The sequence below is a fragment of the Roseobacter sp. genome (genome assembly GCF_045106495.1).
Classification (GTDB): Bacteria; Pseudomonadota; Alphaproteobacteria; order Rhodobacterales; family Rhodobacteraceae; genus Roseobacter.
The window spans coordinates 42,927-68,715 of sequence record NZ_JBGCEQ010000025.1 but is presented as its reverse complement, the minus strand read 5'-3'; the positions used below and the strand labels follow the sequence as shown (position 1 = coordinate 68,715).

The window sequence follows — 25,789 nt, the reverse complement described above, 5'->3', positions numbered from 1 at the left end:
CTTGATGCTCTTCAGAACCTGGGTCTTGGTCCGGCCGACCTGTTTGTTGCTTTCTTGGACATACCTGTCGATGGCATCGCTCAAGGTCGGTGTCTTCTTACTTTTCGGTTGAGTTTTGAGCGCATCAAGGGCACCGGGTCGTGCAAGACTTTCTTCGCGATTTTCGATCCACGCCGCAGCGGTTGATCTGCGCTCGAATGTCTGACTTTCGCGAAGTAAGACTTTACCTTGCCGCATCACTGAGATTTGTGCGAGCCAAGCTATGGTGCCATTCTTGCGACGACGCTTTATGATAGTTCCCATGATTTACAACATGGCCTTTCATTTTACAACACGTGTTGTAAATGTAGCAGATAATGGGCCTAAATGGCAAGATATCGAACATAGACAAACTTGAACACTTGGAGCTAAGTATTGGAAAAGGCGGTAAAATCGCAGATTGGCGTAAGTTGCAGATTATCCGTGGCTCCGATGATGGACTGGACGGATCGCCATTGCCGGTATTTGCACAGGCAGTTAAGTAAATACACTTTGCTCTATACCGAGATGGTTACTTCAGCAGCACTTGTGCGCGGTAAGGCTTTGCATTTGTTGGATTTCTCGGAAAAAGAGCATCCTGTTGCCTTGCAGCTTGGTGGATCAGATCCACGGGAACTTGCGCAAGCGGCGAAACTGGGTGAAGAGGCGGGGTATAGTGAAATAAACCTCAATGTCGGGTGCCCGTCGGACCGTGTTCAATCAGGATGTTTTGGAGCCGTCCTGATGGAAAAGCCCGCTTTGGTTGCTCAATGCCTCTCGGCCATGCAAGCCAATGTGTCAGTACCCGTGACTGTCAAATGCCGCATTGGCGTCGATGATCAGGAGCCTGAAGAAGTTTTGCCGGAGTTTCTGGCCCATGTGGTCGGAGCGGGATGCGAACGTGTAGCGATCCATGCGCGCAAAGCCTGGTTGAGTGGTCTTAGCCCCAAGGAAAACCGCGATGTTCCGCCGCTCGACTATGATCTGGTGATGCGTATGAAAGGGCTTTTCCCAAACCTACATATCTCGATCAACGGGGGTATCGCATCACTACAGCACGCGCAGAGTTTTCTTGAAGGCGGACTGGACGGTGTCATGATAGGGCGCGCCGCATATCAAAACCCAGCTTCAATTCTATGCGATGCAGATCCCATCGTATTTGGCACAGGCACGCGGGTTGAGCCAGAAGATGCTGTATTGCGGATGCTTCCCTACATAGATGCCCATCTGGCAGCAGGCGGAAAATTAGGCCAGGTTACGCGGCACATGCTGGGGCTTTTCACCGGGCGGCCCGGCGCACGGGCGTGGCGTAGACTTCTTTCCGAGGGGTCGCATGTGCCAGGAGCTGGTCCGGAACTTGTGCAACAGGCATTGGAGCAAGTTACACAACACGGTGCGCTCCGTGAAACTGGCTGATTGCTCATGGCTCGGTCATACACCGCGCTCCATGCAATTGGTTTTGCCTTGATGGCCACACCATGGTTTCACATTGCGACGGCTTGCGGATTGGTCAAACCTGATCCAAGGGGGCAAGAGGATAGTGCCTGATTTTTTTGAAAAAGGTTGGGCGTGTTTTGCGCGGCAAACCAGCACAGTGGCGTGGGCAGAACGCGCTGCTGAGTACGCGAAGGTTGCTGTGCAATCCCCGGAAAACGCGCACCTTCATCAGTGCGAAGGGACATGGTTCGTCGGTTTGGATATCCTCCCGAATGATGCCCAGGGCCGTGTTCTGGATGGTCCGCCTTTGACGGGAGAAGCCATCGATTTTGCGGGTCAAAATTGCGGAGGCTGGCCGGATCTGCACCGCGCTCAGGTTTCTGTCATCTACAACGGTTACCCTAAACCGCGCGCTGGCGAAAATGGCGCTGGGTTTCGCTACCGGAAGAACCGCGACGCAGCACACGTCGACGGTGTCATTGGTCTTGGAACTCCGAAACGACGATTTGTTCAGGAGCCACACGCATTCATATTGGGGATTCCGCTGACCTGGGCTTCTGCAGAAGCCGCACCACTGGTGGTTTGGGAAGGCAGTCATCACATTATGAGGACGGCTCTTAGGGAGGTATATGAAGGCGTCTCTTGGGAGTCATTGCAAGATGTGGATGTAACGGAAGTGTACAAAGATGCGCGGAAAAAAGCTTTTGAAACGTGTCGGCGTGTGAAGGTGCATGGACCTGTGGGGTCCGCCTTGCTTGTGCACAGGCTGGCTCTACATGGAGTGGCCCCATGGGGCGAAAAGGCCAGCGCGTCACCAGAGGGTAGAATGATTGCCTATTTCCGTCCGGTAATTACCGGGGGTGTGGCGGCTTGGTTGACCAAGCCCTAAAGTTTTTTGCGCAGTTGCAGGTGATGCAAGACAGCAATATCGCACGTGGCGTCCGATTGCGTGCTCTGCCCCTTGGCAAGGGCGCGTACAGCACTTATACGCGCAGCCTGATCTTAACGGAGTTCCAAATAATGGTTGGCAGCGCAAATCTCAATATCATGATCAAAGCCGCCCGCCGTGCGGGTCGGTCACTGGTCAAGGACTTCCGCGAAGTCGAAAACCTCCAGGTGTCAATGAAGGGGGCAGGGGACTTCGTAAGCCGTGCGGACATCACCTCTGAAAAGCTCATCAAGGAAGACTTGATGAACGCGCGTCCAACATACGGTTGGCTAGGCGAAGAGGGCGGTGGCGCGGAAGGACAGGACCCGACGCGTCGCTGGATCGTGGATCCATTGGATGGCACCACGAATTTCCTGCACGGGTTGCCTCATTGGGCTGTTTCCATCGCGTTGGAACACAAAGGTCAGATTGTGGCTGGCGTGGTTTTTGACCCGGCCAAAGACGAGATGTTTTTTGCGGAAAAAGGTTCGGGTGCCTGGTTAAACGAAAGCCGGTTGCGCGTGTCCGGACGCACCAAAATGATCGAAAGCCTGTTTTCCACAGGGTTGCCCTTTGGCGGGCGCGCTGACTTGCCTGATACATTGAAAGAGATGGCGCGCATTGCACCGGTTTGTTCTGGCATTCGCCGTTGGGGCGCTGCGGCACTGGATATCGCCTATGTGGCTGCGGGTCGCTACGATGGATTCTGGGAGCGTCACTTGAATGCCTGGGATCTCGCAGGCGGCCTGATCATTGTTCGCGAGGCTGGCGGATTGGCAGAACCGATTGATCCCAAAGGTAATATCGTCGAAGATGGGACGATTATTTGCGCCAACGAACCCTTGTTTTCGCCTTTGGCGAAGATGGTGCGTGGGTAATCAGGACCAAGGTCCGCGAGGTCTGCGCCGTCCGGCCTTTGGAATGCTGCTATTCACCAGTGTGTATCTTGCTGCCGGGTGGGGTGGGTGTCCTGCGGTGCGGTTCCAGAACGCCGTTCCTCCTCGTCGCACCCACAAAGGGATCGTCAGTATCAAACCAGCAATAAACCCACCTGCATGCGCCCAATAAGCCACGCCGCCTACATCAGCGTTTGACGCCAGACCGCCAGCAAATTGCAACGCGAACCAGATCGCAAGCATGATCCAGGCAGGAATGGGAAGGATCCGGAAGAACACGATGAATATGATGAGGATGTCGACCTTGGCCTTGGGGAAAAGCAACAAGTAGGCGCCCATTACGCCCGCTATTGCACCCGACGCGCCGACGGTCGGCACAGTTGAAAGTGGTTCTGACAAATACTGCGTCCAGCCGGCGACTGCACCTGCAGCGAGATAGAACAGGAGGTATCCGACATGCCCCATTTCGTCCTCGATGTTGTCGCCAAAGATAAACAGAAACAACATGTTGCCGATCAAATGCATCCACCCGCCGTGCAAAAACATGGAGGAGATCAAAGTGTACACTCCTTGGCCTTGATCCAACCTGGCTGGAATAAGAGCCCAGTCCAACCAGAAGCCATTGATCAGCCGCGCATCCTGCATAATGCCCACGTAACTGAGAAAGATGACAATGTTTGCCGCCATCAGAATGTAGGTGACATAAGGAGTGCGGCCGGACGGATTGTGATCTCGGATGGGAAACATGGCGCCACGCTGGGCGATCATGAATGCATCGTCAAGGGACCCCATGGAATGATCCTTTACGATTCATTGCTTTGCGGGTCACCAACCCGCAGGATCGCTTTCGCTTTAGCTGTCTGATTTACATCCGAAATATGTCCCTAGACGCGCGCCTTCATAGCGCGTGCAACATACGAATGTGCGACGTTTTGGGTCAATTGCATCCATTATGCACCCTGGGATTTTCCTAATTTCTCAGCCACCTAAATGTTAAAACGATTGCTTAAAACTTAGATTGGTATCGATAATTTGCGCTGCGTAGTTACGCCGCTTGCGCTTCCGATGCGGTCTGAAAATCATTCTAAGTTTTGCGGCCACCTCTCGAAGTGGCGTTGCGACGAGTTTGTCTGATCTAACAGAAAGGTGAACGTGCATGTCAGAGAGAATTAGCCGAGGATAAAAACTTGAAAAGAAAGGTCCAGCGTATCCGTCCGGTTTCCCCGCACTGACGGCGTAATGGAGTGCCTGATAGTGTCCACCATCGATAGTGAACATCTTGAGGTGTGCGATGGCTGGGAAGAAAGGTCAGAAGAAGCGGTTTTGGTCGGATGAGGAGAAGCGTTCGATCTGTGCTCAGGCACGGGCACCGGGCGTATCGGTTGCGCAGGTAGCGCGTCGGTATTTGATGAACACTAATGTGATACACAAATGGCTTCGCGATCCTCGGTTTGCTCCCGATGCTGCAGTTGATGGTTGCGCGGAGACAGAGATGGCATTTCTGCCGGTTGAGATCGAGGTTGGGGCATCGTCTCCAGGTGCGCCTCCTATATCCATTTCACCACCCGCGCCGGATGCCCGGCTTTCAGCGCAACGCGTGGACATCACGTTGTCCGATGGCCGCCGTGTTCAGATTGAAGGCACGACGGCATTGTCAGCGGTTCTGGCGCTGGTTGAAGGACTGATGCCTTGATCCCTGTGCCGTCGAACACGCGGGTATGGCTGGCGGCTGGGGTGACGGACATGCGGCGCGGGTTCAACACACTGGCGGCCCAAGCCGAGAAGGTCTTGGAAGAAGACCCATATTCCGGCCATCTGTTTGTGTTTCGTGGCCGTCGGGGCGATCTGCTAAAGATCATCTGGTGGGACAGCCAGGGCGCCTGCCTGTTCAGTAAACGGCTGGAACGCGGGCGCTTTGTTTGCCCTGCGGCCAAGGATGGCAAGATCAGTGTGACGGCTACGCAATTGTCGATGTTGCTCGAAGGGATTGACTGGCGGATGCCGAAGAAGACATGGCGGCCTTTGAGCACGGGGCAATGCAATAAATCGGCGCGATCTGGCGTTTCGTGATTCACCCCTTTGCTGCAATGGGTTATATCTCCGAACCATGTTGGACGCCCTCAAATCCTTGCCTGACGACCCCGCTGAACTGCGGGCTGTCAGCGAGCGTTTGATGGCCGAGGTCCAGTCTCTGACGTACCAGAACGAGAAGCTGAAGGCCGAGTTGCACGGGCATCGCAAGGCACGGTTTGGCATCAAATCCGAGAGCTTGGATCAGCTGGCTTTTGATCTGGCGGAAGATGCAGAGATTGGAGCTGCGGCTGAAGCGCAGAAGAACGAACCCGCCGATGCTGCCAGCAAACCCTCCAAACGCCAGCACAGTCGCAAACCACTGCCCGATCATCTGGAACGACAGTATGAAGTGCTGTCTGCCGGAGAGGAATGCGGTGACTGCGGCGGCTCCTTGCGCCAAGTCGGCGAGGACGTCACCGAAGAGCTGGAGTATATCCCCGGTCGCTTTGTCGTGCGCCGGATCATCCGCCCGCGCATGGCCTGCATCAACTGTGAGACATTCACTCAGGCTCCGCTGCCGTCGCGCCCGATTGAGCGTGGCCGCCCCGGCCCGGGTCTTCTGGCCCATGTGCTGGTTGGCAAATATTGCGATCACCTCCCGCTGGATCGGCAATCCAAAATCTTCGCACGCGAGAAGGTTGATATACACCGCTCCACGCTGACCGATTGGGTGGGGCGCAGCACGGCTTTGCTGGAGCCCTTGGCTGATCATATCGGCAAGCTGGTCAGGGCGGGTCCTGCTCTCTTTGCCAATGACACTCCGGTCAAGCTGCAGAGCAAGCTGAAGCCAAAGAAGACCCAAACCGCGCGGCTCTGGAGCTATGTGCGCGATGAGCGCCCGTGGTGTGGGGATGCCTCGCCCTGCGCGTGGTATCAGTTCAGTACAGATCGCAAGGGTGAACACCCGGTCAATCATCTCTTCGGATATACCGGCACCGTGCATGCGGATGGCTTTACTGGCTTCAACGGCCTGTTCGGTGAGGGCAAAGCGGATGAACAAGCCTGCATGGTTTATATGCGTCGCAAATTTGTTGAAGAGGCAGAACGAACTGACGCGGCCATCGCCAAACACACGATCACGCAGATCGCAGAGCTCTATGCGGTTGAGAAGGAAGCCAAGAGCAAGTCCCCTGAAGAACGTGTCGTCCTGCGGCAAGAGAAGGCAAAACCGATCTTCGATGACTTGGAAGTGTCGTTGCGGCTCCAGCTTCCCAAAATCTCGGGCAAAACCAAACTGGCCGAAGCGATCCGCTATGCCCTGAACCGCATGCCCAAGGCGCGCCAATCACACATTCAGCGATTGATCTAAGAGTCAGATCTAGATGTGGCAAATCATCGCGTAAGTAGCCCTTAGCTAAGGCTTTGAGCCGCGAGTTATTTTCTGGCGCATATTTACCGTAATACCAGCCGACAACCCTGATAAACTCGGTCTCGCCGTCATGCTCAATAAGTCCAACCTGCGATAGTCTTAGTAGTGCGTCATTCAAGTCGTCCGCAGGTAGCATTCCTTCATATTCAAAAATCGGTATCGGATAGCGAAAGTATCCAGAATACCCGGCCTTGGTGCTGGTTAGCAGTCCGAAATAGGTCAGGCGCGCAAGTGGATTGTCTTCGAGCGCTCGCCATCTTCGATCTGAACTCAGGTCGGTGGGGATCATCATGAATTTCATAGACGTCATTGGCAAAATTCCCTTGTTCACTCCAGAAACCAGAGTGTTGACGCATTGAGAAGCGTCTTGTTTCGCTTGATTTTTTTGGGGATTTCGCCTAGTAATTAGGTGTCTAAGCTAAAGAGACGAATCCCTGCACTTGTGTGGGGTTTTGTTGTTTTAGGGCTGAGCGTGATTGCTCGTCGCAACACGGTTCTGTGCAACCCAAGAATTCAGGTCAGAGCCATGATATTTGACACGACGACCAAACTTTAGGAAGGCGGGGCCGACTTTGCGATGCCGCCATTGGGCCCGCTTGTGGCGAGCAGCAATCAGATCTAACTCGCCATCGTTATCGTCGTAAATGCGGTCGGGGTCGAAGATGGATCGTTCCATATATGTCTCCAGTCTCATTGAACTGGCATAAGCATGAACCAATGAAACCGAACGGTCTTGAGTAAACGACAATACAACTTTTGAAAAATCAATCGACTGGATTGGAGGTCAAGTTAGCTGAAAGCAGGCGCTTACATTCCAGAAACATCTTCTCATCTGTCGGCCATTTCTGAGCTTCGCAAGCATACCGATAATAGTCGACGTCGATACCGAGGACGCTGTAGACGTCGACCAGAAAGTTTGCGTAAAAGCCCTCCACTAGGCCTTTGCCGTTGGTCCCTACGGTGATCTCATGCTTCGAGTGCACCTCAATAATTGCCCTTAAGCGAACCGCAACTCGTAAAGCTCGGCCATTTCCTTTGTCCTCGCGCAACAATGCGAGACAAAGTTCATAGTGTTCGCAAAGCTGATCAGCTCTTTTGAGAAACTGATTATCACTCTCATTCATAAGCTTGGCCGCGTAAATCGAAGCGGGGCGCTGCAATGTTGCGAAAGATCGAGCTATCTCTTCACGCAAACGTTGGGCGTCCTCGGGTTTGCTTTGTTCGATTTTCTTGGCTCTTTTGAACAACCGCCGGGCACCTTCAAAAACGTGCAACACGCGTTTTGTCTCGCCTTTGCCGTGGCACCTGCCTGTATTGCTGAACAACGGGTCTTCAATTGGGTTGAACAAGAGCGCAGCGGCTCTGTATTCGCCGCCATAATCCAGGGGGCCCAGCAGCCAACACTCAAGGCACCTCGTGATTGTGTCCAACATGCAGTGGAGGTTGAAGTCTACGCTGTCGCTGCCATATGTTACGGCGGTTGGATCAAGGCCACGACGATATTTTTCTGCACCATCAGGCCACATATTCTGTCCAATCGCTCATTAATTGACGGCGTTTATCGAGAAGATCAGATCTCGCATATGCCCGTTCAACTTCGGAGCCGATTGTGTGGGCCAGGCTAAGTTCGGCGATCTCGCGCGAAACACCGGGCTGTTCAGATGCCCAATCTCTAAACGCAGAACGAAAACCATGAACGGTAATACCTTCCACTTTCATGCGGCGGAGCAGCATCAACATGGCCATGTTCGACATCGGCCGGTGCCGCTTTTGGGTCTCGCCAATGTTGGTCCAGCAACCGTTTTCTGCGTTATCGATCAATCTCACCGATGCGGTTTCGAAGTCGCTAGCAGAAACCCAAGGCCCGGCAGTTGCAACTATTGGAAGGCTGAACGCGAGCGCTAACATATATAGAGTTATCTTGAGCATCTTGCCCCCATTCGCGCCAATGTAAGCCAAAACAAGCCACTTTAACCTGATCTTGTTTGACACACGATATGAACTCGCAAGCACCACCAAATACCATGCGAGGCGTAGATGGCAGACAATGTTGACGGGCTGATATTCAGCGAGTTCCTTGTCGATAACGCAACTGGAACCGGGCTCGACACCGACGGTGACGGCACAGACAACAAATCCGACGAATTCATCGAGCTGCAGAACACAACCGGCAGCCCGATTTCTTTGGATGGCTACGAGGTCTGGAGCGACGATAGAGGTTTCCTGTTTGGATTTGGTTCGGGCGATACTATCGCTCCCGGGCAAACGGCCACGATTGTTGGTGAGTACACTGGGACACCGCCTGCCGGGTTTTATGATGCCGGTCGCAGTGAAGGGAATAACTGGCTTGAGGATGGTCAGGGCTCACAAAACGACACCATCTACCTGGTTAACACTGCGACCGGCGAGTATATCGCTTTTTCCTACGGTGACCCTGTACAGGCCCCTTCGCCTCCGACAGGTTTCCCCGGGACCGTTCAGTCCGGATCGGGCGAGTCGATCAACAGTGGCGCGCCAAACGGAACAGCCTTCGCCAGAGACAGCAATGGTGACTGGGTTGAGGGTACTCCGGATCCAGGTAACCCGGGAGTGGTCTGCTATGCGCCCGGAACAATGATCGACACACCCGATGGCCCGCGCGCCGTGGAAACCCTGCGGCTCGGCGATCTGGTGATGACGCTTGATCACGGACCCAAGCCGATCCGTTGGACCCACAGCGGCGACCATCCGCTGGAAGAGGCAGAAGTCGATGCCAAGCCGGTCCTGATCAAGGCCGGTGCCTTGGGTCGGAACCTGCCCGCCCACGACCTGATCGTCTCGCCGCAACACCGCATCCTTGTCGGTGAGGCTGGACAATTGCACAAGGTCTTCGCCACCGTGGCGTTGGCGCCCGCGAAATCGCTGACAAAGGTGCCGGGCATCCGCCACATGAAGGGCAATTCCAAAATTACTTGGATCCATTTCGCATGTGACCGGCACGAAGTTGTCACCGCCAATGGCTGCCTGTCGGAATCGCTCCTGCTCGGGCCGATGGTCGTGAACGGACTGTCACCCGACGAACGTCGGGCGTTGGCCGATATTTTCGGACCTGCCCCGACGCCCGACGCGGCCCTGAATGGTCCGCCAGCGCGGGAATGTCTGACGGTGGGCGCGGTCAAACGCCAGATTGACAAGCATCTCAAAGAAAAAGGGGCGCTCTTGGCCGAAGGAATCAAGAAATGTGACGTGGATACAGCGATGGAGCGGTATGAGGCTGAGCGGTTGCGCGAGGCGAACCCGAGGAGCCAGGTCAATATGAAGCACGTCGCCTAGCGAAAGCACGACAGGTCATTCCGGCAACAGTTTCTTTATCCAGAACGTGTTCTAATAGCGCCCTAGTCGCCCAAGCCGGAGTTGGAAAATCATCAAGTGACGAATTTGGCTCAATCCGTTGCGACATTACTGCGTGAGAAAGGTTTTGCATATTCTTCGCTTAGACACTTCAGCGAACTTTGCAACCCGATATCCAGGAGGGCGTTCGATCAACACACTACCTCGGGTTTTGCCACCAAGCGCGATACCAGAGCAATAAAACACCCTATCGAACGGAACTATCCAGGCAAAAGATGGAGGATGAATTGGGGGACGTCTAAACCTATTTTCGCCACAAGATACTGTTTTATATTGATTAAATTGGCGGTTGTGGCGGAGACGAAGGGATTCGAACCCTCGAGACCCTTCCGGGCCTACTCCCTTAGCAGGGGAGCGCCTTCGACCACTCGGCCACGTCTCCGCTGCTGTGACTATGGTTTACCCTTCTTACTTGCAAGGATTTTTTTGCCTTTGGACAAAAGTTCCAAAAATACATCAAATTGGTCTCCTTCGGGAGCAACACCTCACTCTCATCCCAGTGAGACACGGGAAAAGCCAGGCCATTCCCATTTGTGCAATTCTGAAGCAAGCGCTGCCGAAGGTTTTTCAGACGGGATCTTGAATGAGAAGTGCAACCCTTTCATTCGAAAGCCAATTGCCCGGTCGGCCGTTGACACCCAGTTATCGGTATTCTGGCTTTTTCGTATCGCGTTGCACAGATGCAGCGAACAAAGTCCAAGCCGAAACGGAAGATTACGGGTGGTTGTCATGCTGCGGGTCCATAAAGTAATCCCACTGACAATATTGATGACAAGGTTTAACCGTGTCATCGGAACCTGTCGTAGTGGTGCGGTCCATTGTCCATTAAGTGGAGTTGAATTTTGATGCGTGCGTCGAACGTGATTTCGAGGGATTTGTGACACCAGCGGCAAGAATAAATGCAGCAATAAGTCTAATCGATCGTATCCTGATGGGTGAGATTGTTGACCGCGTTCTAGCTGATTGGGGGCGGCGCAACCGATATGCTGGATCAAAGGACAGAGCAGCAATTGCCGATCTGGTTTTTGATGTTCTCAGGCGTCGGCGAAGCCTTGCGTCGCTCGGTGGAGGTGATGGCGGTCGCGCGCTTTTTCTGGGGTACTTGAGAGACAACAGAATAGATCCAGACACTGTGTTCGGCGCAGGCAAGTACGCGCCAGCACCTATAACGGATGCGGAACGCTCAATGGGACGCGTTCCGTTTCCAAACAGCAGTGAAAGTGCAGACTTTCCCGAGTGGCTCTGGTCGGATCTTAAACGCGCCTTGGGAGATAAAACTCAGGAAACTGCAGAAATCATGCGGCACAGAGCACCGGTCTATATCCGGGTCAACCTGTCGAGACTGGATCGTGACAGTGCTTTGTCAGAATTGCGCTTGGAGGGCATCGTCGGGCATCCGCATCCTTTGTCTCCCTCCGCCGTGGAAGTGGTCGAAGGTGCGCGGAAAATCCGACAAACACGCGCCTATTTGGAAGGTAAGATCGAGTTGCAGGACGCGTCTTCCCAAGCCGTCGCAGACATGGTGCCGCTCTTTTCGGGCGAGGAGATGCTTGATTTCTGCGCGGGCGGCGGCGGCAAGACCTTGGCCGTGGCGGGGCGCGTAAACGGTGTTTTTTCAGCATATGATGCCAAGCCGGACAGGATGAAGGATTTGCCCGCGCGGGCTGCGCGAGCAAATATCAACGTGGACATTCTCTCAATGAAAGGTGTGCGCAAAAGGTCACCCTTTGACGTCGTACTTATCGACGCACCTTGTTCTGGTAGCGGGTCGTGGCGTCGTGACCCGCAGGGAAAGTGGGTGCTAACACCGGAGAAACTGAAAAGTACTCTGGACGTACAGAAAGACATACTGAACCAATGCGTCCCTTTTGTCAGACCAAAGGGTCATCTTGTCTACTCTACGTGTTCTTTGTTGGATCGTGAAAACGGTCGTCAGGTCATGGAATTTCTCTCGCACAACGAAGGATTTTCTTGTGTAGCCGATAGAACATTCACGCCGTTGGAAGGGGGAGACGGATTCTACTGTGCAGTTCTCCGAAGCGTTTGATATACTCTCATGACGTGTCTTTGTCGTTTCTTGTGCCGGACGAATGTCATTGCGCCGCTTTTTTGATCTGATCTTTGTTGAAACGGACACAGGCGCCAGTTTTTTCATAGCACACTTGACGCGGGTTTTTGTGTGACCATACTCAACCATAACGAGCATTACGCAACGTGGTTAAGCCTAGCTTAACAACTAGGGCATGTTAATGACTGAACGATTCGAAATCACCGGGAGCCCCCTTTTGCCGAGCAGCGCATTAAAACCGTCCAGATTGACCAGGGTTGTTCTGAACGCTCAAAAGCGGCTGGTAACCTTGGTGCTGATCGCCGTCTTATTGGGGATTTTGGCCCTTGCATCTCCAGATCAACTTCTGCGCCAGGTACTCTTTGCCGGATGTCTTTCACTTGTGGTTTTCAGCGGCATTCTCATGTGGCTCAGTCAGCGGTTCAAACAATTCAGGTCCGCAACCGTAGCCACTCTCGCTGACTTCATAAGCAATGATGCCTCACCCAGTATTCTGGCCGACGGTGAGGGAGAGATCCTCTCAACCAACAAAGCCGCGCGCAAACGGTTTGACGGGGATCTTGATGATACGGTTAGCGGAACACTTAAAAACACACTTGCAAATCCGAGCGGCATTCTGTTTCGCCTTCAAAGCAGGTCAGATGTTGAAGGTGCTGCGCGCGAAGATTTGGTTACACGGCGCGGACACTTGCGTTTGTCCGTGCACAACGCTGGAGAAGATGCATATCTTTGGCGGCTTGAAGATGTTCCAAACGCACAACAGGGTGCGGAAGGTCCAGCGCTTCCCATGATACTGGTTGGGCGGACCAATGCAGTACTGTACATGAATGAACAAGCGCGCAAGCTTTCCGGCGGGCGGATCAAGACACTGGATCGCCTCTTCAAACAGCTTCCGATTGTGCCCGGCACCGTGTGCGATATCACCGGCGTGGAAGGCCCGACACGTGCCCTTGTCAGTGAGGTTGACGCAGGCGCCGGAAGGCGTGCCCTCTATTTACTGCCACCAGGGGCCGATACCATATCCAAAGACGGTTGGAATGTGTTTCAGGACTTGCCCGTGCCGTTGCTCAAAGTGAGCCCGGAAGGCAATGTTCAAGCCTACAATCGATTGGCCGCGGGTTTGATTGGCGTTGCTCTGAAAGACAAGGTGCACTTATCGGATCTGATGGAAGGCTTAGGCCGGTCGATCACGGGTTGGTTGACGGAAACCCTTGCAGGACGTTCGACACAACAGTCCGAGTTTCTGCGTCTCAAACGGACGGACAAAGAAGTCTTTGTCCAGGTGACACTTAACCGGGTCATGGAGGATGGCAAAGCGGCCTTGATCGCAGTCCTAAACGACGCAACCGAACTGAAGTCGCTAGAAGCCCAATTTGTTCAAAGTCAAAAAATGCAGGCTATCGGGCAATTGGCCGGGGGTGTCGCGCATGATTTCAACAATCTTTTGACGGCGATTTCTGGCCATTGTGATTTGTTGTTGCTGCGCCATGACCACGGCGACCCTGATTTCGGCGATTTGGTTCAAATCAACCAGAATGCCAATCGGGCTGCGGCGCTGGTGGGTCAGCTATTGGCGTTCTCACGGAAGCAAACGCTACGTCCTGAAACCCTTGACATGCGTGACACTTTGTCGGATCTGACCCATCTTCTCAATCGGCTTGTCGGCGAGAAGATTACGCTAACTTTGAGCCATGATCCTGTTTTGCCGCCCATACGTGCTGACAAGCGGCAATTGGAACAAGTCTTGATGAACCTTGTGGTCAACGCAAGAGATGCCATGCCGCAAGGCGGTCAGATCCGAATTGTAACAGAATGCACGGTATTGGCAGAATCGCTGGATCGTGACCGAGTGAGTGTGCCCCCTGGGCGGTACGTTACAGTTCAGGTTTCGGACGATGGGATGGGTATCCCATCTGACAAGTTACAAAAGGTCTTTGAACCCTTTTTTACCACAAAGCGCACCGGCGAGGGAACCGGGCTGGGTCTCTCCACTGCTTACGGGATCATCAAGCAGACAGGCGGCTATATTTTTGTAGATAGTACAGTGGGAACGGGCACCAAGTTCACCCTTTACTTTCCGATTTTGGAAGCCTCCGAAATCCAGAAACCAGTTGCGAAACAAATTGAGGCCAAGCCAGCCGCAAAACATGGCGACGGTGTTATCCTACTTGTGGAAGACGAAGCACCGGTACGCGCTTTTGCCAGCCGCGCATTGCGACTGCGAGGTTACACTGTGCTAGAAGCGGATTCTGCTGAGGCGGCATTGAAAACACTCGAGGACGCTTCGCTGAACGTGGACGTCTTTGTTACAGATGTGGTGATGCCGGGTATGGATGGCCCTAGCTGGGTGCGCGAGGCATTGAAAGAACGTCCAGGCGTGCGCGTGGTCTTTGTGTCAGGTTATGCTGAGGATAGTTTTGGCGAAACACAGATTAAAATTCCTAACTCTGTCTTTCTCCCAAAGCCCTTTTCGTTGAATGACCTGACAGATACCGTTCATCAGCAATTGCACTGATTGAAAGCTGTGCACTTTGGCATTTTGGCCTACACAACAAAACACTGCCAGTACCGCCTTCAAACTCCGCAGACAGGAGTCAATTTTCTTATGTCAAAATTTGGCATACCTATTGAAGTATGTGATTGCGGTTTGATTGTTTGTGTTTTCAAGAGACAATAAAAATACACATCAAGACACTGACTTCATTCAATAAAGATAGCACTGGATCAGGCACTCTGAGAATCCAGTTCCCCTTATACTTCTCTTTAACTAGAATCGGAAAAAGATAGTTTATCGAAATTTTGATTGAAATGTTCTCTTTTTGATCTCATAAGGAACGTAATGAGAACATCCTAGGCGCGCGACGTTGGTGTGATTGCCGATCATCGCGAAGTATGACACAAAAAGGAAACGCAGTGGGAACGGCAGATTTATTGAGCATGAGCAGCAAAAAAACAGCGGACAAACAAAAGGCGCTTGATTCTGCGCTGGCACAGATTGAGCGCCAATTTGGCAAAGGCTCAATCATGAAGCTCGGCCAAGAAGGTGCCGTGCAGGACATTAACTCCAGCTCCACCGGATCCTTGGGTCTTGATATCGCCTTGGGCATTGGTGGTCTGCCAATGGGACGGATCGTAGAAATTTACGGCCCGGAAAGCTCCGGCAAAACGACGTTGACGTTGCATTGTGTCGCAGAGCAACAAAAAGCGGGCGGTGTGTGTGCATTTGTGGACGCGGAACACGCGCTCGACCCAAGCTATGCCAAGAAATTGGGTATCGATCTTGATGAGTTGCTGATCAGTCAACCCGATACAGGCGAGCAAGCGCTCGAAATTACTGACACCCTTGTGCGGTCGGGTGCTGTAAATATGGTTATTGTGGATTCGGTTGCTGCTCTAACACCCAAATCCGAGCTTGAAGGCGACATGGGAGACAGTTCCGTTGGCGTGCAAGCACGTTTGATGAGCCAGGCTATGCGCAAGCTGACGGGATCGATTAGCCGCAGCAACTGCATGGTCATCTTTATCAACCAGATCAGGATGAAAATTGGCGTTATGTTCGGCTCACCGGAAACTACAACGGGCGGCAATGCTCTGAAATTCTACTCTTCTGTCCGATTGGACATCCGCCGGATCGGTGCTCTCAAAGACCGCGATGAGGTTGTGGGCAATCATACTCGGGTCAAGGTTGTAAAAAACAAAGTCGCCGCACCCTTCAAGCAGGTCGAATTTGATATCATGTATGGTGAAGGTATTTCCAAAATGGGCGAATTGCTCGATTTGGGCGTAACAGCTGGCGTGGTGGACAAATCCGGGTCCTGGTTCAGTTACGGCGACGAACGGATCGGGCAGGGGCGCGAGAACGCCAAAGGCTTCCTGCGCGAAAATGTTCAGATGGCACTCGAGATCGAAGACAAGATCCGTGCGGCACATGGGCTGGATTTCGACATGCCCGCACATGAACGCAAGGAAGACGACGACATCGTCGAAGCGTAAAAGCTTTTCCACCGCGAAAAAGCAAGGCAGGGCGCACCAAAAGGGTGAGCCCTGTTTTGTAATTAGGCCATTTTGAGCCGTGGACAGCCGGGAGCAGGGAAGCTATTTGGTCAAGACCAGAATTTCCACGCTCAAAGGCCCGGTTCATGCAAACCCTGAACGACATTCGCTCTACCTTTCTGTCTTACTTTGACAAGCAGGACCATGCGGTTGTGCCGTCCAGCCCGCTCGTGCCACGCAATGATCCCACGTTGATGTTCGCGAACTCCGGTATGGTTCAATTCAAGAACCTGTTTACCGGCGTGGAAACGCGGGACTACCAGCGCGCGACAACGGCCCAGAAATGTGTGCGCGCGGGCGGCAAACACAATGATCTCGACAATGTTGGCATGACCGCACGTCACCTGACCTTCTTCGAAATGCTTGGAAATTTCAGTTTTGGTGATTACTTCAAGGAACAGGCCATTCCCTTTGCATGGGAGGTGCTGAACAAAGAGCTCTGCATCCCCAAAGAAAAACTGCTGGTCACCGTCTATCATACGGACGAAGATGCGGCTGCCATCTGGAAAAAGGTCGCCGGTTTACCGGATGAGCGGATCATTCGTATTGCGACGGATGACAATTTCTGGCGCATGGGTCCCACTGGTCCTTGCGGGCCTTGCACCGAAATTTTCTATGATCACGGCGATCACATTTGGGGCGGGCCGCCGGGGTCACCGGAAGAAGACGGTGATCGGTTTATCGAGATCTGGAACATCGTCTTCATGCAAGACGAGCAATTTGATGACGGTACGACCACGCCATTGCCGATGCAATCCATCGACACCGGCATGGGGCTGGAGCGCATTTCATCGCTGTTGCAGGGCACAAACAGTGTTTTCGAGACCGATCTGATGCTATCTTTGATCGAGGCATCGGCGCATGCGTCTTCCACCGGGACAGATGATGCCGTGATCACGCATCACCGTGTCATTGCGGACCATTTGCGGTCAACGTCGTTTTTGATGGCCGATGGGGTCATGCCATCCAATGACGGTCGCGGCTACGTGCTGCGGCGGATCATGCGGCGGGCTATGCGTCATGCACATCTGCTAGGTGCAAAGGACCCGTTGATGCACCAATTGGTTCCGGCTTTGGTACAGCAGATGGGCGCCGCTTACCCTGAGTTGGGACAGGCACAGTCAATGATCGAACAAACGCTGCTGCAGGAAGAAACCCGCTTTCGCCAGACACTTGATCGCGGCCTGAAGCTTCTAGATGATGAAATGGGACGTTTGCCTGACGGTGCAAACCTGCCGGGCGAAACGGCGTTCAAGCTTTATGACACCTATGGATTCCCCTTGGATTTGACGCAGGATGCTTTGCGTGAAAAGGGCCGGGCCGTTGATACAGACGGCTTCGACACGGCGATGGCAGCGCAAAAGGCCAAAGCGCGCGCGGCATGGTCCGGATCGGGTGAAGCTGCCGATGCCACGATCTGGTTTGACGTTGCTGATCAGCACGGCGCAACCGATTTTCTGGGCTATGACACGGAAATTGCAGAAGGACAGATTACGGCCCTTGTTCAGGACGGCGCAACTGCAGAAAAGGCCGTCGCAGGCGAAGACGTGCAAATCGCGCTCAATCAAACGCCATTTTATGCTGAAAGTGGCGGGCAGATTGGCGACAAGGGTACAATCCGCACGGCACAGGGTTTGGCTGAAGTTATAGATACCCGCAAAACAGCTGGCGTTTTCATCCACATTGCGAAAGTGACAGAAGGCACATTGTCAGTTGGTGAGGCGGCAGTGCTGGACGTGGATCATACGCGGCGCACGACCATACGCGCCAATCACTCGGCGACACACCTGTTGCATGAGGCCCTGCGGGAAGCATTGGGAGACCATGTGGCACAAAGGGGCTCGCTTAACGCGGACGATCGTTTGCGCTTTGATTTTAGTCACACCCAAGCCCTGAGCACTGAAGAACTGGTGCAGGTCGAAACCGAAGTGAACAGCTACATCCGGCAGAATTCACCTGTAGAGACCCGCATCATGACGCCGGATGACGCACGGGCTTTGGGGGCACAGGCGCTGTTTGGCGAGAAATATGGCGATGAGGTGCGTGTTGTGTCCATGGGCCACAAAGAGGGCTCAAGCAAGGGCGCGGATGGCAACACGTATTCCCTGGAACTATGCGGCGGCACGCATGTCCGCCAAACCGGTGATATCGGCGCATTTGTGACGCTTGGCGACAGCGCAAGCAGCGCTGGTGTTCGACGGATCGAAGCCCTGACAGGGGAGGCAGCACTCGCACATTTGCGGAGGCAGGATCAAAGACTGTCAGAAGTGGCATTGGACTTGAAGGCGCAGCCCTCAGATGTGCCTGAACGGGTGCGCGGCCTGATGGAAGAACGTCGCAACCTGAGCAATGAAGTTGCTCAGTTACGCCGGGAGCTTGCCATGGCTGGCGGCGGGTCGACACAGCCGCAATCCCGGTCCATCGCGGGAATACCTTTTATGGCCCAAGTTTTGTCGGGAGTAACAGGCAAGGATCTGCCCGCACTCGTGGACCAATTCAAGGAAAAGCTTGGCAGCGGCGTTGTTCTGTTGATTGCTGATGCGGACGGCAAAGCCGCCGTGGCGGCCGGCGTTACCAAGGATTTGACGGGCAAGGTCTCTGCGGTAGATCTCGTCAAGGCAGCGGTTGCCGAACTCGGCGGCAAAGGTGGTGGCGGGCGCCCTGATATGGCTCAGGGCGGCGCAAGAGACGCGAAAAACGCGGAAGCTGCCATTGCAACCGCAGAAGAAATTTTGAAAGGATAGGGTCCATGGGAGCACTTTGGATTGCGCATGTCACGGTCACGGATGAAGTTGCCTATGGCAAATACGCGGAAATGGCTACAAAAGCGATTGCCGATCACGGAGGCGAATTTATTGCGCGAGGAGGCAAGTTTGTTCAATTGGAAGGACAAGCACGTCCGCGCAATGTCGTTGCACGTTTTCCGGACATCGAAACCGCAGAAAAATGCTATAATTCAGACATATACCAGCGGGCGTTAAACCACGCGCGTGACGCCAGTGAACGCGAATTGATGATCATAGAAACCAGTGAATGAAAGGTCACTCTGTTTGAGCGGTCTTTTTCCTTGCGGCGATGAAAAGCCGGTTATCCCGCCCGCGCCATGCGTTTGCGCTCATGCGGATCCAGATAGCGTTTCCGTAAACGGATCGCTTTGGGTGTGACTTCAACCAATTCGTCGTCATCAATATAGGCGATGGCCTCTTCTAGCGACAACGTGATGGGCGTGGTCAGGCGCACCGCTTCATCGGTGCCTGACGCGCGGACATTGGTCAGCTTCTTCCCTTTAAGCGGATTCACTTCCAGATCATTCTCGCGGCTGTGCTCGCCGATGATCATGCCCGTATAGACATTTGCCTGAGCGCCAATCATCATCTTGCCGCGCTCTTCTAGGTTCCAAAGGGCGTATGCGACCGACGTCCCGTTTTCCATGGAAATCAGGACACCTGCGCGCCGTCCGGGGATCGGGCCCTTGTGGGGGGCCCAAGCATGAAACACCCGGTTTAAAACCCCTGTGCCGCGTGTATCTGTCAAAAATTCGCCGTGGTACCCGATCAACCCGCGCGATGGTACATGAGCCACGATCCGTGTCTTGCCGGCTCCTGCTGGCTTCATCTCGACAAGCTCACCGCGCCGAACTCCAGTGATTTTCTCGATGACCGCGCCGGAATATTCATCATCCACGTCGATGGTGGCCTCTTCAATAGGTTCATGACGTACCCCGTCAATGTCCTGAAACAAAACCTGCGGTCGCGAAATGCTCAATTCGAACCCTTCGCGGCGCATGTTTTCAATGAGAACACCCATCTGCAATTCGCCACGGCCTGCAACTTCAAAGGCCTCGCCGCTCGGTGTGTCACTGATTTTAATCGCGACATTGCTTTCGGCCTCTTTCATCAAGCGCTCGCGGATCACGCGAGACTGCACCTTCTTGCCGTCCCGTCCCGCCAGCGGGCTGTCGTTGATCCCAAATGTCACTGTGATGGTCGGCGGGTCGATGGGTTGCGCGGGCAGGGCTTCGGTTACCTGTGGGGCAACGATGCTGTCGGCCACAGTAGCCTTGGACATGCCCGCCAGGCTGACGATATCGCCTGCTTCGGCCAGATCGATCGGTTGCTGGTTCAAACCGCGAAAGGCCAGGATCTTGTTGACCCGGAAGTTCTCGATCAGATCGCCATCACGTGACAACGCCTTAACAGTTTCTCCGGCCTTCAATGTACCTGCTTCCACACGGCCTGTCAGAATACGGCCGATGAACGGGTCCGCGCCCAACGTAGTGGCGAGCATACGAAACGGCGCGTCTCGCTCGCTGACCTGCGACGGGCTGGGCACATGTTCGACAATCAGATCGAAGAGGGCTGAGAGATCCGCGCGCGGACCGTCCAGTTCCATATCGGCCCAACCGTTGCGTCCCGAGGCATACATGGCCGGGAAATCAAGTTGGTTGTCATCAGCTCCCAGATTGGCAAAGAGGTCGAAACACTCATCCAACGCGCGATCGGGTTCCGCATCTGGTTTATCGACCTTATTGAGGACCACAATCGGGCGCAGCCCCAGAGCCAGGGCCTTGGAGGTTACGAATTTCGTTTGCGGCATGGGCCCTTCGGCCGCGTCCACCAACAAAACGACGCCATCGACCATCGACAAGATACGTTCCACTTCACCGCCAAAATCGGCATGGCCGGGCGTGTCCACGATGTTGATGCGGATGCCTTTCCATTCCACCGAGGTCGCTTTGGCCAGAATTGTAATGCCGCGCTCGCGCTCCAGATCGTTGCTGTCCATGGCGCGCTCAGCCGTGGCCTGGTTTTCGCGGTAGGTGCCGGATTGCTTGAGCAACTCATCCACCAAGGTGGTTTTTCCGTGGTCAACGTGAGCAATAATTGCGATGTTACGCAGGTCCATGACGAGAGCCTTTATTGGGAAATGACGCGCCTGAAGCGCGAGAGTTGGGCGCGCATACCGCGCCTCCTTCCAGAAAGCTAGGGGAAACTGAAAAAGACCGCCGTCTTAGTGAACAGCACTTTTCGAAAAAACATGAATGATTACAATCCCGACAATGATCAGGCTCAAACCCATGACGGCTGGCAAGTCGAGACGTTGACCGAAAACCAAAAAACCGATGATCGCGATAAAGACAATGCCCAGCCCAGACCAGATGGCATAAACAATTCCTACGGGCATGAATTTCAGCGCCAGCGCCAGCAGGTAAAATGAAATTCCGTAAGCGACCACAACCAAGACCGAAGGCCAGAATTTGCTAAATTGCTGACTGGCCTGCAACGCTGTTGTGCCGATGGTCTCAGCGAGAATGGCCAGAAAAAGATAGATGTAGTGCATCGGCATGGACAGGCCTTTCCGTTAAAGGGGCAATTCGTGGGTATCTTTGATCTGCTCCATCACAAAGCTTGCGGAGACATCCGACAACGGCACCCGTCGGATCAAAGCTTGGTAAAGCCGGTCATAATCTGCCATGTCCGCAACGCGCGCGCGAACAAGATAGTCCAGATCACCGGTCATGCGGTAAACCCCTAGGATTTCGGGCATTGATCTGGTGGCTTTTTTGAAAGCCGTGAGCCAGTCCGGTGCATGTGCATTGGTCCGGATCATAATGAAAACCATCAGCCCAAGACCCAAGGCGTTCGGATCGAGCATCGTGACACGTGCTGAGATAACGCCGGCGGTTTCGAGCGCCTTGATCCGCCGCCAACATGCATTGCGGCTGAGATGAACGGCTTCACCAAGCGCGTCAAGCGATTGGCTGGCGTCTTGTTGCAAAAACTTGAGGATTCGTCGATCTGTTTCATCGATTGTCAACATAATTTGAATTATCGTGGGAAATTGTTCGATAATCAATCAAAAACTCGCTCTATTTGGGACATTTTTTCAGATATTGGCTGATATGAAAGACGTCATCAAAAATGGAGAACCCTAATGTTTCAGCGTATTTTTCTGTCACATCCCGCCACAGTTGATGAGACATTCTTCCAACACATGTTGTTTGCTTTGACCTTTGCGGCATCGCTTTTCGCTGCGGCTGGCGCCGCGCTGGTGCATGCGTTTATCCCGTGCCTCTTCGAAAAAACGGCGAGTCAAATCATCACGCGCCTTTACATGCGCATTCACAACCGAGGCCATCATTCCACTCAGCTTTTCCAACCGGAATGACATTAAATGTGGTCCTGAAGGGATCAAAAATTCCAAGCCCTTGGCCTACCAATTTGTCTTGCCAAATCTGGCGGGTAAGGCCGCTGTCCTAGGGCTGCAAATCAGCGTTATGCGGCGAGAGACTTGTTGAGATTCTCGTCAATTTTCTCAAGAAAGCCCATGGTGGTCAGCCAGCGTTGATCGGGGCCGACCAGGAGCGCAAGATCTTTGGTCATGAAACCGCTTTCGACCGTGTCCACCACGACCTTTTCCAAAGTTTGCGCAAAATGCGCCAGTTGCGCATTCTCGTCCAGTTTTGCGCGGTGCTTCAATCCGCCAGTCCACGCATAGATCGAAGCGATGGAGTTGGTGGAGGTCTGTTCCCCTTTTTGGTGCTGACGGTAGTGGCGGGTAACTGTGCCGTGGGCAGCCTCAGATTCAACCACCTTGCCATCCGGCGTCATCAAAACAGAGGCCATCAGGCCAAGCGAGCCAAACCCTTGCGCCACGGTGTCCGATTGCACATCGCCATCGTAGTTTTTACACGCCCACACATATCCGCCCGACCATTTCATGGCCGAGGCGACCATATCATCAATCAGGCGGTGCTCGTACCAGATACCTGCCTTTTTGAATGCGTCAGCGAATTCCTCATTGAAGACTTGTTGGAACAACTCCAAAAATCGTCCATCATATTGTTTTAAGATCGTATTTTTCGTAGACAGGTACACCGGCCAGCCCAGGTTCAGGCCATAGTTCAGAGACGCGCGGGCAAAATCGATGATGGATTTGTCGAGGTTGTACATGGCCATGACCACACCGCTGTCAGGTGCATCAAACACCTCGCGTTCAATCTCGGTGCCGTCTTCGCCGACGAATTTCAGGGTCAACTTGCCTTTGCCGGGGAATTTAAAATCTGTGGCGCGATATTGATCCCCGTAAGCATGGCGGCCCACTACGATTGGCTTGGTCCACCCCGGTACAAGACGTGGCACGTTTCGGCAAATGATGGGTTGACGGAAAATCACACCACCCAGGATGTTTCGGATCGTTCCGTTGGGCGAGCGCCACATCTGTTTGAGACCAAATTCTTCCACCCGCGCTTCATCTGGCGTAATCGTCGCACATTTCACGCCAACGCCGTATTTCTTGATCGCATGGGCCGCGTCTACGGTGATCTGATCATCCGTCTCGTCGCGTGCTTCCATGCCAAGATCGTAGTACTTCAGATCTACGTCCAGATAGGGCAGGATGAGTTTCTTTTTGATAAAGTCCCAGATGATGCGGGTCATCTCATCGCCGTCCAATTCAACGATGGGGTTGTCTACCTTGATCTTGGTCATGCCACGCTCCTGCAGTGATATCCGAGTCTCATAGTGGGCGGTCTATCGTAATAGTTGTGTTTTGGGAAGACGGTATACATTTGCATGCTGAACGCGCATTAAGCTTCGCGCGATTCGGCAACAATTGAGTCAGATGCCACAAAACCTTAGCCCTGACATACCGAAAAGCCTGCTGCTCACAAACGTTGAAAAAGCGCCTATAAGATGTTTTTTGTGGCGCAATTCAGACCGGGTCCTACAAGCGCAACGACTGAGTTGGACAGCGGTGTGTAAGGTACAACTGCCAGGCCACATATGCTTCGCGCGCTTGGGTTTTTCTCACACAGAAGGGCAGGCGGACACCGCCAGAGTTATGAGGGAAATCGGTGCAAACAATTTCGACCAAATTACCGTGTGGCCGCAATGTGTAGCCTCCGGCCCTAATCAACGGATATGCACGCTGCGTGAACTCAGTACCTTTGAAATCTTCGATCCAAGCAAAGTCAAAAGTATAGGCTCCAAGTGCAAACAACCCGCCAATTGCTAGTGAAACCGTAGCGACCTAAGGCACTTCAAAATTATCACATTTGACTAAGTAAGAGCAAAGAAGGCCGCAAGTCTGGGTTGCAACCAACGCCATAGTCCGGGCGCGCCACGACGGATCGGAACGCCCACACGGGCATCGAGTTGCGCGTAAGAGACATCATAGTCTGCCCATGTCCCGCCACCGTTGGCCAGATTTCCTATGGGTGTCTGAACTCGATCTATGGATTTTGCAAAGATCGCGTCAGCGGTCGTCGCGGCTTCAAATTCGTCCCATAGCTTTCGAAACGCCGCCGATTGATCCGGAGGTAATAGGCCAAAAATCCGATCTGCCGCTTGAGTTTCTGCCAAGGCGATGGCCTGTGCATCGATCTGTCCGTGGATCGGGGCGTCGCCCGCATCAATCTCCACTAGATCATGCAAGAGGAGCATTTTCAGGACCCGGTCGATCTGAACATCCGGTCCGGCCTGTTCCGCAAGGACGAAGGCATAAAGCATGACATGCCAAGTATGCTCCGCAGAGTTTTCAAATCGGCTGCCATCATGCAGGCGCGAAGCGCGCAGTACGGATTTCAACTTGTCCGCCTCGCTCAAGAACGCAATTTGAGCAGAGACGCGATCATCCATCCTTGGGCGATTCCAACGTGCGCGCCATTTGATCCGTAATGGTTTTCAGCATCTCGCGCGCACGTTGCTCTGCACGCCGGACACGCACTGCAGTCAAATAGGCTTCTTCCATGGTTTGGGAGGACCCACCGATGGTATCAGCGACCCGCTGCACAAAGGCATCGTCACCGGTGGCGTTGATGATTTTCAGGCTTTCCAGCGCCAATTCATCAGCAACATCTTCGACAATACCCATGGCCTACCTTGTGGTCTCAGTCAGGCGCCGCTTGACGTAAGAAGTCGTGCTGTCAATCAACGTCTCAAGGTGCGGTTCTTCAAAGAAATGCCCGGCGCCGTTAACCTGCTCGTGAGTAATGGTGATGCCCTTTTGCTCATGAAGCTTGCCGACGAGCGATTCTGTGTCACTGGGTGGTGCCACGCGGTCTGCGGTGCCGTTTATGATCAAACCGGAGGCCGGGCAGGGGGCCAGGAACGAGAAATCATACATGTTCGCGGGCGGCGCTACGGAGATGAACCCGGTGATTTCCGGGCGACGCATCAAAAGCTGCATGCCGATCCAGGCGCCAAATGAAAACCCGGCGACCCAGCAGTGTTTGGAATTGTTGTTCATCGACTGCAGATAATCAAGCGCAGAGGCCGCATCAGAAAGCTCACCGATGCCCTGATCGTATTCACCCTGACTGCGGCCTACTCCGCGGAAGTTGAAACGTAAAACGGTGAACCCCATGTTATAGAACGCATAATGCATCCGGTGCACGATCACGTGGTTCATCGTGCCGCCAAACTGCGGATGCGGGTGCAGAATGATCGCGATGGGTGCATCTCGTTCTTTTTGTGGGTGGTAGCGGCCTTCGAGGCGGCCTTCGGGTCCTGGAAAAATGACCTCGGGCATGAGAGTCCCTGTAACAATGTCTATAG

Annotated in this window: 24 protein-coding genes and 1 tRNA gene; 14 read left to right on the top strand and 11 right to left on the bottom strand. The window is 53.7% G+C overall.

The features are described from left to right. The 4 genes from AB8B75_RS16380 to AB8B75_RS16365 form a co-directional block, all read left to right on the top strand. Positions 1–186 (top strand): hypothetical protein (locus tag AB8B75_RS16380; protein ID WP_405363833.1); only part of this gene is annotated, 186 nt, incomplete at its 5' end. Between the two features lie 285 nt (positions 187–471). Beyond that, positions 472–1,434, top strand: a complete 963-nt coding sequence (gene dusA / locus AB8B75_RS16375) for a tRNA dihydrouridine(20/20a) synthase DusA (protein WP_405363843.1) — start codon at positions 472–474, stop codon at positions 1,432–1,434. A gap of 124 nt (positions 1,435–1,558) precedes the next feature. Beyond that, positions 1,559–2,344 (top strand): hypothetical protein, encoded by a 786-nt coding sequence (locus tag AB8B75_RS16370; RefSeq protein ID WP_405363831.1) that lies wholly within the window; start codon positions 1,559–1,561, stop codon positions 2,342–2,344. Positions 2,345–2,475: 131 nt separating this feature from the next. Then, positions 2,476–3,261 carry an inositol monophosphatase family protein gene (locus tag AB8B75_RS16365; protein WP_405363841.1) on the top strand — a complete coding sequence of 262 codons (786 nt, stop codon included), beginning with the start codon at positions 2,476–2,478 and terminating at the stop codon, positions 3,259–3,261. On the opposite strand, the gene AB8B75_RS16360 is transcribed toward AB8B75_RS16365, so the two are convergent. Further along, positions 3,262–4,026, bottom strand: coding sequence for a rhomboid family intramembrane serine protease (locus tag AB8B75_RS16360; protein WP_405363839.1), 765 nt, complete (start codon positions 4,024–4,026; stop codon positions 3,262–3,264). A gap of 544 nt (positions 4,027–4,570) precedes the next feature. Between AB8B75_RS16360 and tnpA the strand changes: the two genes are divergently transcribed. The 3 genes from tnpA to tnpC are packed head-to-tail and all read left to right on the top strand — an operon-like array spanning position 4,571 to position 6,661. Then, positions 4,571–4,972 (top strand): IS66-like element accessory protein TnpA, encoded by a 402-nt coding sequence (gene tnpA / locus AB8B75_RS16355; protein WP_405363829.1) that lies wholly within the window; start codon positions 4,571–4,573, stop codon positions 4,970–4,972. Continuing rightward, a complete protein-coding gene (tnpB, locus tag AB8B75_RS16350) occupies positions 4,969–5,349 on the top strand; it encodes an IS66 family insertion sequence element accessory protein TnpB (protein WP_405363827.1) in 381 nt (126 codons plus the stop codon). The genes tnpA and tnpB overlap by 4 nt, the downstream gene beginning before the upstream one ends. A gap of 37 nt (positions 5,350–5,386) precedes the next feature. Beyond that, complete coding sequence (tnpC, locus tag AB8B75_RS16345; RefSeq protein WP_405363825.1) at positions 5,387–6,661, top strand: IS66 family transposase; 1,275 nt, start codon at positions 5,387–5,389, stop codon at positions 6,659–6,661. 824 nt (positions 6,662–7,485) lie between these two features. Here tnpC and AB8B75_RS16340 read toward each other — a convergent pair. Next, complete coding sequence (locus AB8B75_RS16340; protein ID WP_405363824.1) at positions 7,486–8,247, bottom strand: hypothetical protein; 762 nt, start codon at positions 8,245–8,247, stop codon at positions 7,486–7,488. Further along, positions 8,237–8,650, bottom strand: coding sequence for a tyrosine-type recombinase/integrase (locus AB8B75_RS16335; protein ID WP_405363823.1), 414 nt, complete (start codon positions 8,648–8,650; stop codon positions 8,237–8,239). The genes AB8B75_RS16340 and AB8B75_RS16335 overlap by 11 nt, the downstream gene beginning before the upstream one ends. A 108-nt stretch (positions 8,651–8,758) precedes the next feature. Between AB8B75_RS16335 and AB8B75_RS16330 the strand changes: the two genes are divergently transcribed. Then, positions 8,759–10,033: a Hint domain-containing protein gene (locus AB8B75_RS16330; RefSeq protein WP_405363821.1), complete on the top strand. Its 1,275-nt coding sequence runs from the start codon at positions 8,759–8,761 to the stop codon at positions 10,031–10,033. A 370-nt stretch (positions 10,034–10,403) separates the two neighbouring features. Here the strand turns inward: AB8B75_RS16330 and AB8B75_RS16325 are convergent. After that, positions 10,404–10,493: transfer RNA gene (locus AB8B75_RS16325), tRNA-Ser, on the bottom strand. A gap of 549 nt (positions 10,494–11,042) precedes the next feature. Between AB8B75_RS16325 and AB8B75_RS16320 the strand changes: the two genes are divergently transcribed. From AB8B75_RS16320 to AB8B75_RS16300, 5 genes are all read left to right on the top strand, one after another. Beyond that, positions 11,043–12,158, top strand: a complete 1,116-nt coding sequence (locus AB8B75_RS16320) for an RsmB/NOP family class I SAM-dependent RNA methyltransferase (RefSeq protein ID WP_405363820.1) — start codon at positions 11,043–11,045, stop codon at positions 12,156–12,158. Positions 12,159–12,360: 202 nt separating this feature from the next. Continuing rightward, on the top strand, positions 12,361–14,694 hold the full coding sequence (locus AB8B75_RS16315; protein WP_405363818.1) for an ATP-binding protein: 2,334 nt from the start codon (positions 12,361–12,363) through the stop codon (positions 14,692–14,694). Positions 14,695–15,092: 398 nt separating this feature from the next. Next, the gene (gene recA, locus AB8B75_RS16310; protein ID WP_405363816.1) at positions 15,093–16,172 is read left to right on the top strand and encodes a recombinase RecA; all 1,080 of its coding nucleotides are present in this window, start codon (positions 15,093–15,095) and stop codon (positions 16,170–16,172) included. 146 nt (positions 16,173–16,318) lie between these two features. After that, the gene (alaS, locus tag AB8B75_RS16305) at positions 16,319–18,976 is read left to right on the top strand and encodes an alanine--tRNA ligase (RefSeq protein WP_405363815.1); all 2,658 of its coding nucleotides are present in this window, start codon (positions 16,319–16,321) and stop codon (positions 18,974–18,976) included. Between the two features lie 5 nt (positions 18,977–18,981). Next, entirely contained in the window at positions 18,982–19,269 is a 288-nt protein-coding gene (locus AB8B75_RS16300; RefSeq protein WP_405363814.1) for a DUF1330 domain-containing protein, read from the top strand. A gap of 50 nt (positions 19,270–19,319) precedes the next feature. Here the strand turns inward: AB8B75_RS16300 and typA are convergent, their stop codons facing one another. The 3 genes from typA to AB8B75_RS16285 all read right to left on the bottom strand — a co-directional run bounded on the left by typA (position 19,320) and on the right by AB8B75_RS16285 (position 22,052). Next, on the bottom strand, positions 19,320–21,137 hold the full coding sequence (typA, locus tag AB8B75_RS16295) for a translational GTPase TypA (RefSeq protein WP_405363813.1): 1,818 nt from the start codon (positions 21,135–21,137) through the stop codon (positions 19,320–19,322). A gap of 105 nt (positions 21,138–21,242) precedes the next feature. After that, on the bottom strand, positions 21,243–21,578 hold the full coding sequence (locus tag AB8B75_RS16290) for an SMR family transporter (RefSeq protein WP_405363812.1): 336 nt from the start codon (positions 21,576–21,578) through the stop codon (positions 21,243–21,245). A gap of 15 nt (positions 21,579–21,593) precedes the next feature. Further along, positions 21,594–22,052, bottom strand: coding sequence for an Lrp/AsnC family transcriptional regulator (locus AB8B75_RS16285; protein ID WP_405363810.1), 459 nt, complete (start codon positions 22,050–22,052; stop codon positions 21,594–21,596). A gap of 114 nt (positions 22,053–22,166) precedes the next feature. Between AB8B75_RS16285 and AB8B75_RS16280 the strand changes: the two genes are divergently transcribed. Then, on the top strand, positions 22,167–22,400 hold the full coding sequence (locus AB8B75_RS16280) for a DUF6356 family protein (protein ID WP_405363809.1): 234 nt from the start codon (positions 22,167–22,169) through the stop codon (positions 22,398–22,400). A 107-nt stretch (positions 22,401–22,507) separates the two neighbouring features. Here AB8B75_RS16280 and AB8B75_RS16275 read toward each other — a convergent pair whose 3' ends face one another. The 4 genes from AB8B75_RS16275 to AB8B75_RS16260 all read right to left on the bottom strand — a co-directional run bounded on the left by AB8B75_RS16275 (position 22,508) and on the right by AB8B75_RS16260 (position 25,763). Beyond that, on the bottom strand, positions 22,508–23,722 hold the full coding sequence (locus AB8B75_RS16275; protein WP_405363807.1) for an NADP-dependent isocitrate dehydrogenase: 1,215 nt from the start codon (positions 23,720–23,722) through the stop codon (positions 22,508–22,510). Positions 23,723–24,292: 570 nt separating this feature from the next. Then, a complete protein-coding gene (locus AB8B75_RS16270) occupies positions 24,293–24,871 on the bottom strand; it encodes an HD family hydrolase (RefSeq protein ID WP_405363806.1) in 579 nt (192 codons plus the stop codon). Further along, complete coding sequence (locus AB8B75_RS16265; RefSeq protein WP_405363804.1) at positions 24,864–25,106, bottom strand: hypothetical protein; 243 nt, start codon at positions 25,104–25,106, stop codon at positions 24,864–24,866. Before AB8B75_RS16265 ends, AB8B75_RS16270 begins: the two co-directional genes overlap by 8 nt. 3 nt (positions 25,107–25,109) lie before the next feature. Further along, positions 25,110–25,763: an alpha/beta hydrolase gene (locus AB8B75_RS16260; protein ID WP_405363803.1), complete on the bottom strand. Its 654-nt coding sequence runs from the start codon at positions 25,761–25,763 to the stop codon at positions 25,110–25,112. Between the last annotated feature and the right edge of the window lie 26 nt (positions 25,764–25,789).

What these genes read in the sequence shown, in the direction of transcription:
- AB8B75_RS16290 (WP_405363812.1), bottom strand. Translation starts at nt 21,578, where the DNA reads ATGCCGATGCACTACATCTATCTTTTTCTGGCCATTCTCGCTGAGACC.
- AB8B75_RS16265 (WP_405363804.1), bottom strand. Translation starts at nt 25,106, where the DNA reads ATGGGTATTGTCGAAGATGTTGCTGATGAATTGGCGCTGGAAAGCCTG.
- dusA (WP_405363843.1), top strand. Translation starts at nt 472, where the DNA reads ATGATGGACTGGACGGATCGCCATTGCCGGTATTTGCACAGGCAGTTA.
- AB8B75_RS16320 (WP_405363820.1), top strand. Translation starts at nt 11,043, where the DNA reads ATGGGTGAGATTGTTGACCGCGTTCTAGCTGATTGGGGGCGGCGCAAC.
- AB8B75_RS16275 (WP_405363807.1), bottom strand. Translation starts at nt 23,722, where the DNA reads ATGACCAAGATCAAGGTAGACAACCCCATCGTTGAATTGGACGGCGAT.
- alaS (WP_405363815.1), top strand. Translation starts at nt 16,319, where the DNA reads ATGCAAACCCTGAACGACATTCGCTCTACCTTTCTGTCTTACTTTGAC.
- AB8B75_RS16340 (WP_405363824.1), bottom strand. Translation starts at nt 8,247, where the DNA reads ATGTGGCCTGATGGTGCAGAAAAATATCGTCGTGGCCTTGATCCAACC.
- AB8B75_RS16270 (WP_405363806.1), bottom strand. Translation starts at nt 24,871, where the DNA reads ATGGATGATCGCGTCTCTGCTCAAATTGCGTTCTTGAGCGAGGCGGAC.
- tnpC (WP_405363825.1), top strand. Translation starts at nt 5,387, where the DNA reads ATGTTGGACGCCCTCAAATCCTTGCCTGACGACCCCGCTGAACTGCGG.
- AB8B75_RS16300 (WP_405363814.1), top strand. Translation starts at nt 18,982, where the DNA reads ATGGGAGCACTTTGGATTGCGCATGTCACGGTCACGGATGAAGTTGCC.
- AB8B75_RS16285 (WP_405363810.1), bottom strand. Translation starts at nt 22,052, where the DNA reads ATGTTGACAATCGATGAAACAGATCGACGAATCCTCAAGTTTTTGCAA.
- AB8B75_RS16360 (WP_405363839.1), bottom strand. Translation starts at nt 4,026, where the DNA reads ATGTTTCCCATCCGAGATCACAATCCGTCCGGCCGCACTCCTTATGTC.
- AB8B75_RS16365 (WP_405363841.1), top strand. Translation starts at nt 2,476, where the DNA reads ATGGTTGGCAGCGCAAATCTCAATATCATGATCAAAGCCGCCCGCCGT.
- typA (WP_405363813.1), bottom strand. Translation starts at nt 21,137, where the DNA reads ATGGACCTGCGTAACATCGCAATTATTGCTCACGTTGACCACGGAAAA.
- AB8B75_RS16280 (WP_405363809.1), top strand. Translation starts at nt 22,167, where the DNA reads ATGTTTCAGCGTATTTTTCTGTCACATCCCGCCACAGTTGATGAGACA.
- AB8B75_RS16260 (WP_405363803.1), bottom strand. Translation starts at nt 25,763, where the DNA reads ATGCCCGAGGTCATTTTTCCAGGACCCGAAGGCCGCCTCGAAGGCCGC.
- tnpA (WP_405363829.1), top strand. Translation starts at nt 4,571, where the DNA reads ATGGCTGGGAAGAAAGGTCAGAAGAAGCGGTTTTGGTCGGATGAGGAG.
- AB8B75_RS16315 (WP_405363818.1), top strand. Translation starts at nt 12,361, where the DNA reads ATGACTGAACGATTCGAAATCACCGGGAGCCCCCTTTTGCCGAGCAGC.
- AB8B75_RS16330 (WP_405363821.1), top strand. Translation starts at nt 8,759, where the DNA reads ATGGCAGACAATGTTGACGGGCTGATATTCAGCGAGTTCCTTGTCGAT.
- AB8B75_RS16335 (WP_405363823.1), bottom strand. Translation starts at nt 8,650, where the DNA reads ATGCTCAAGATAACTCTATATATGTTAGCGCTCGCGTTCAGCCTTCCA.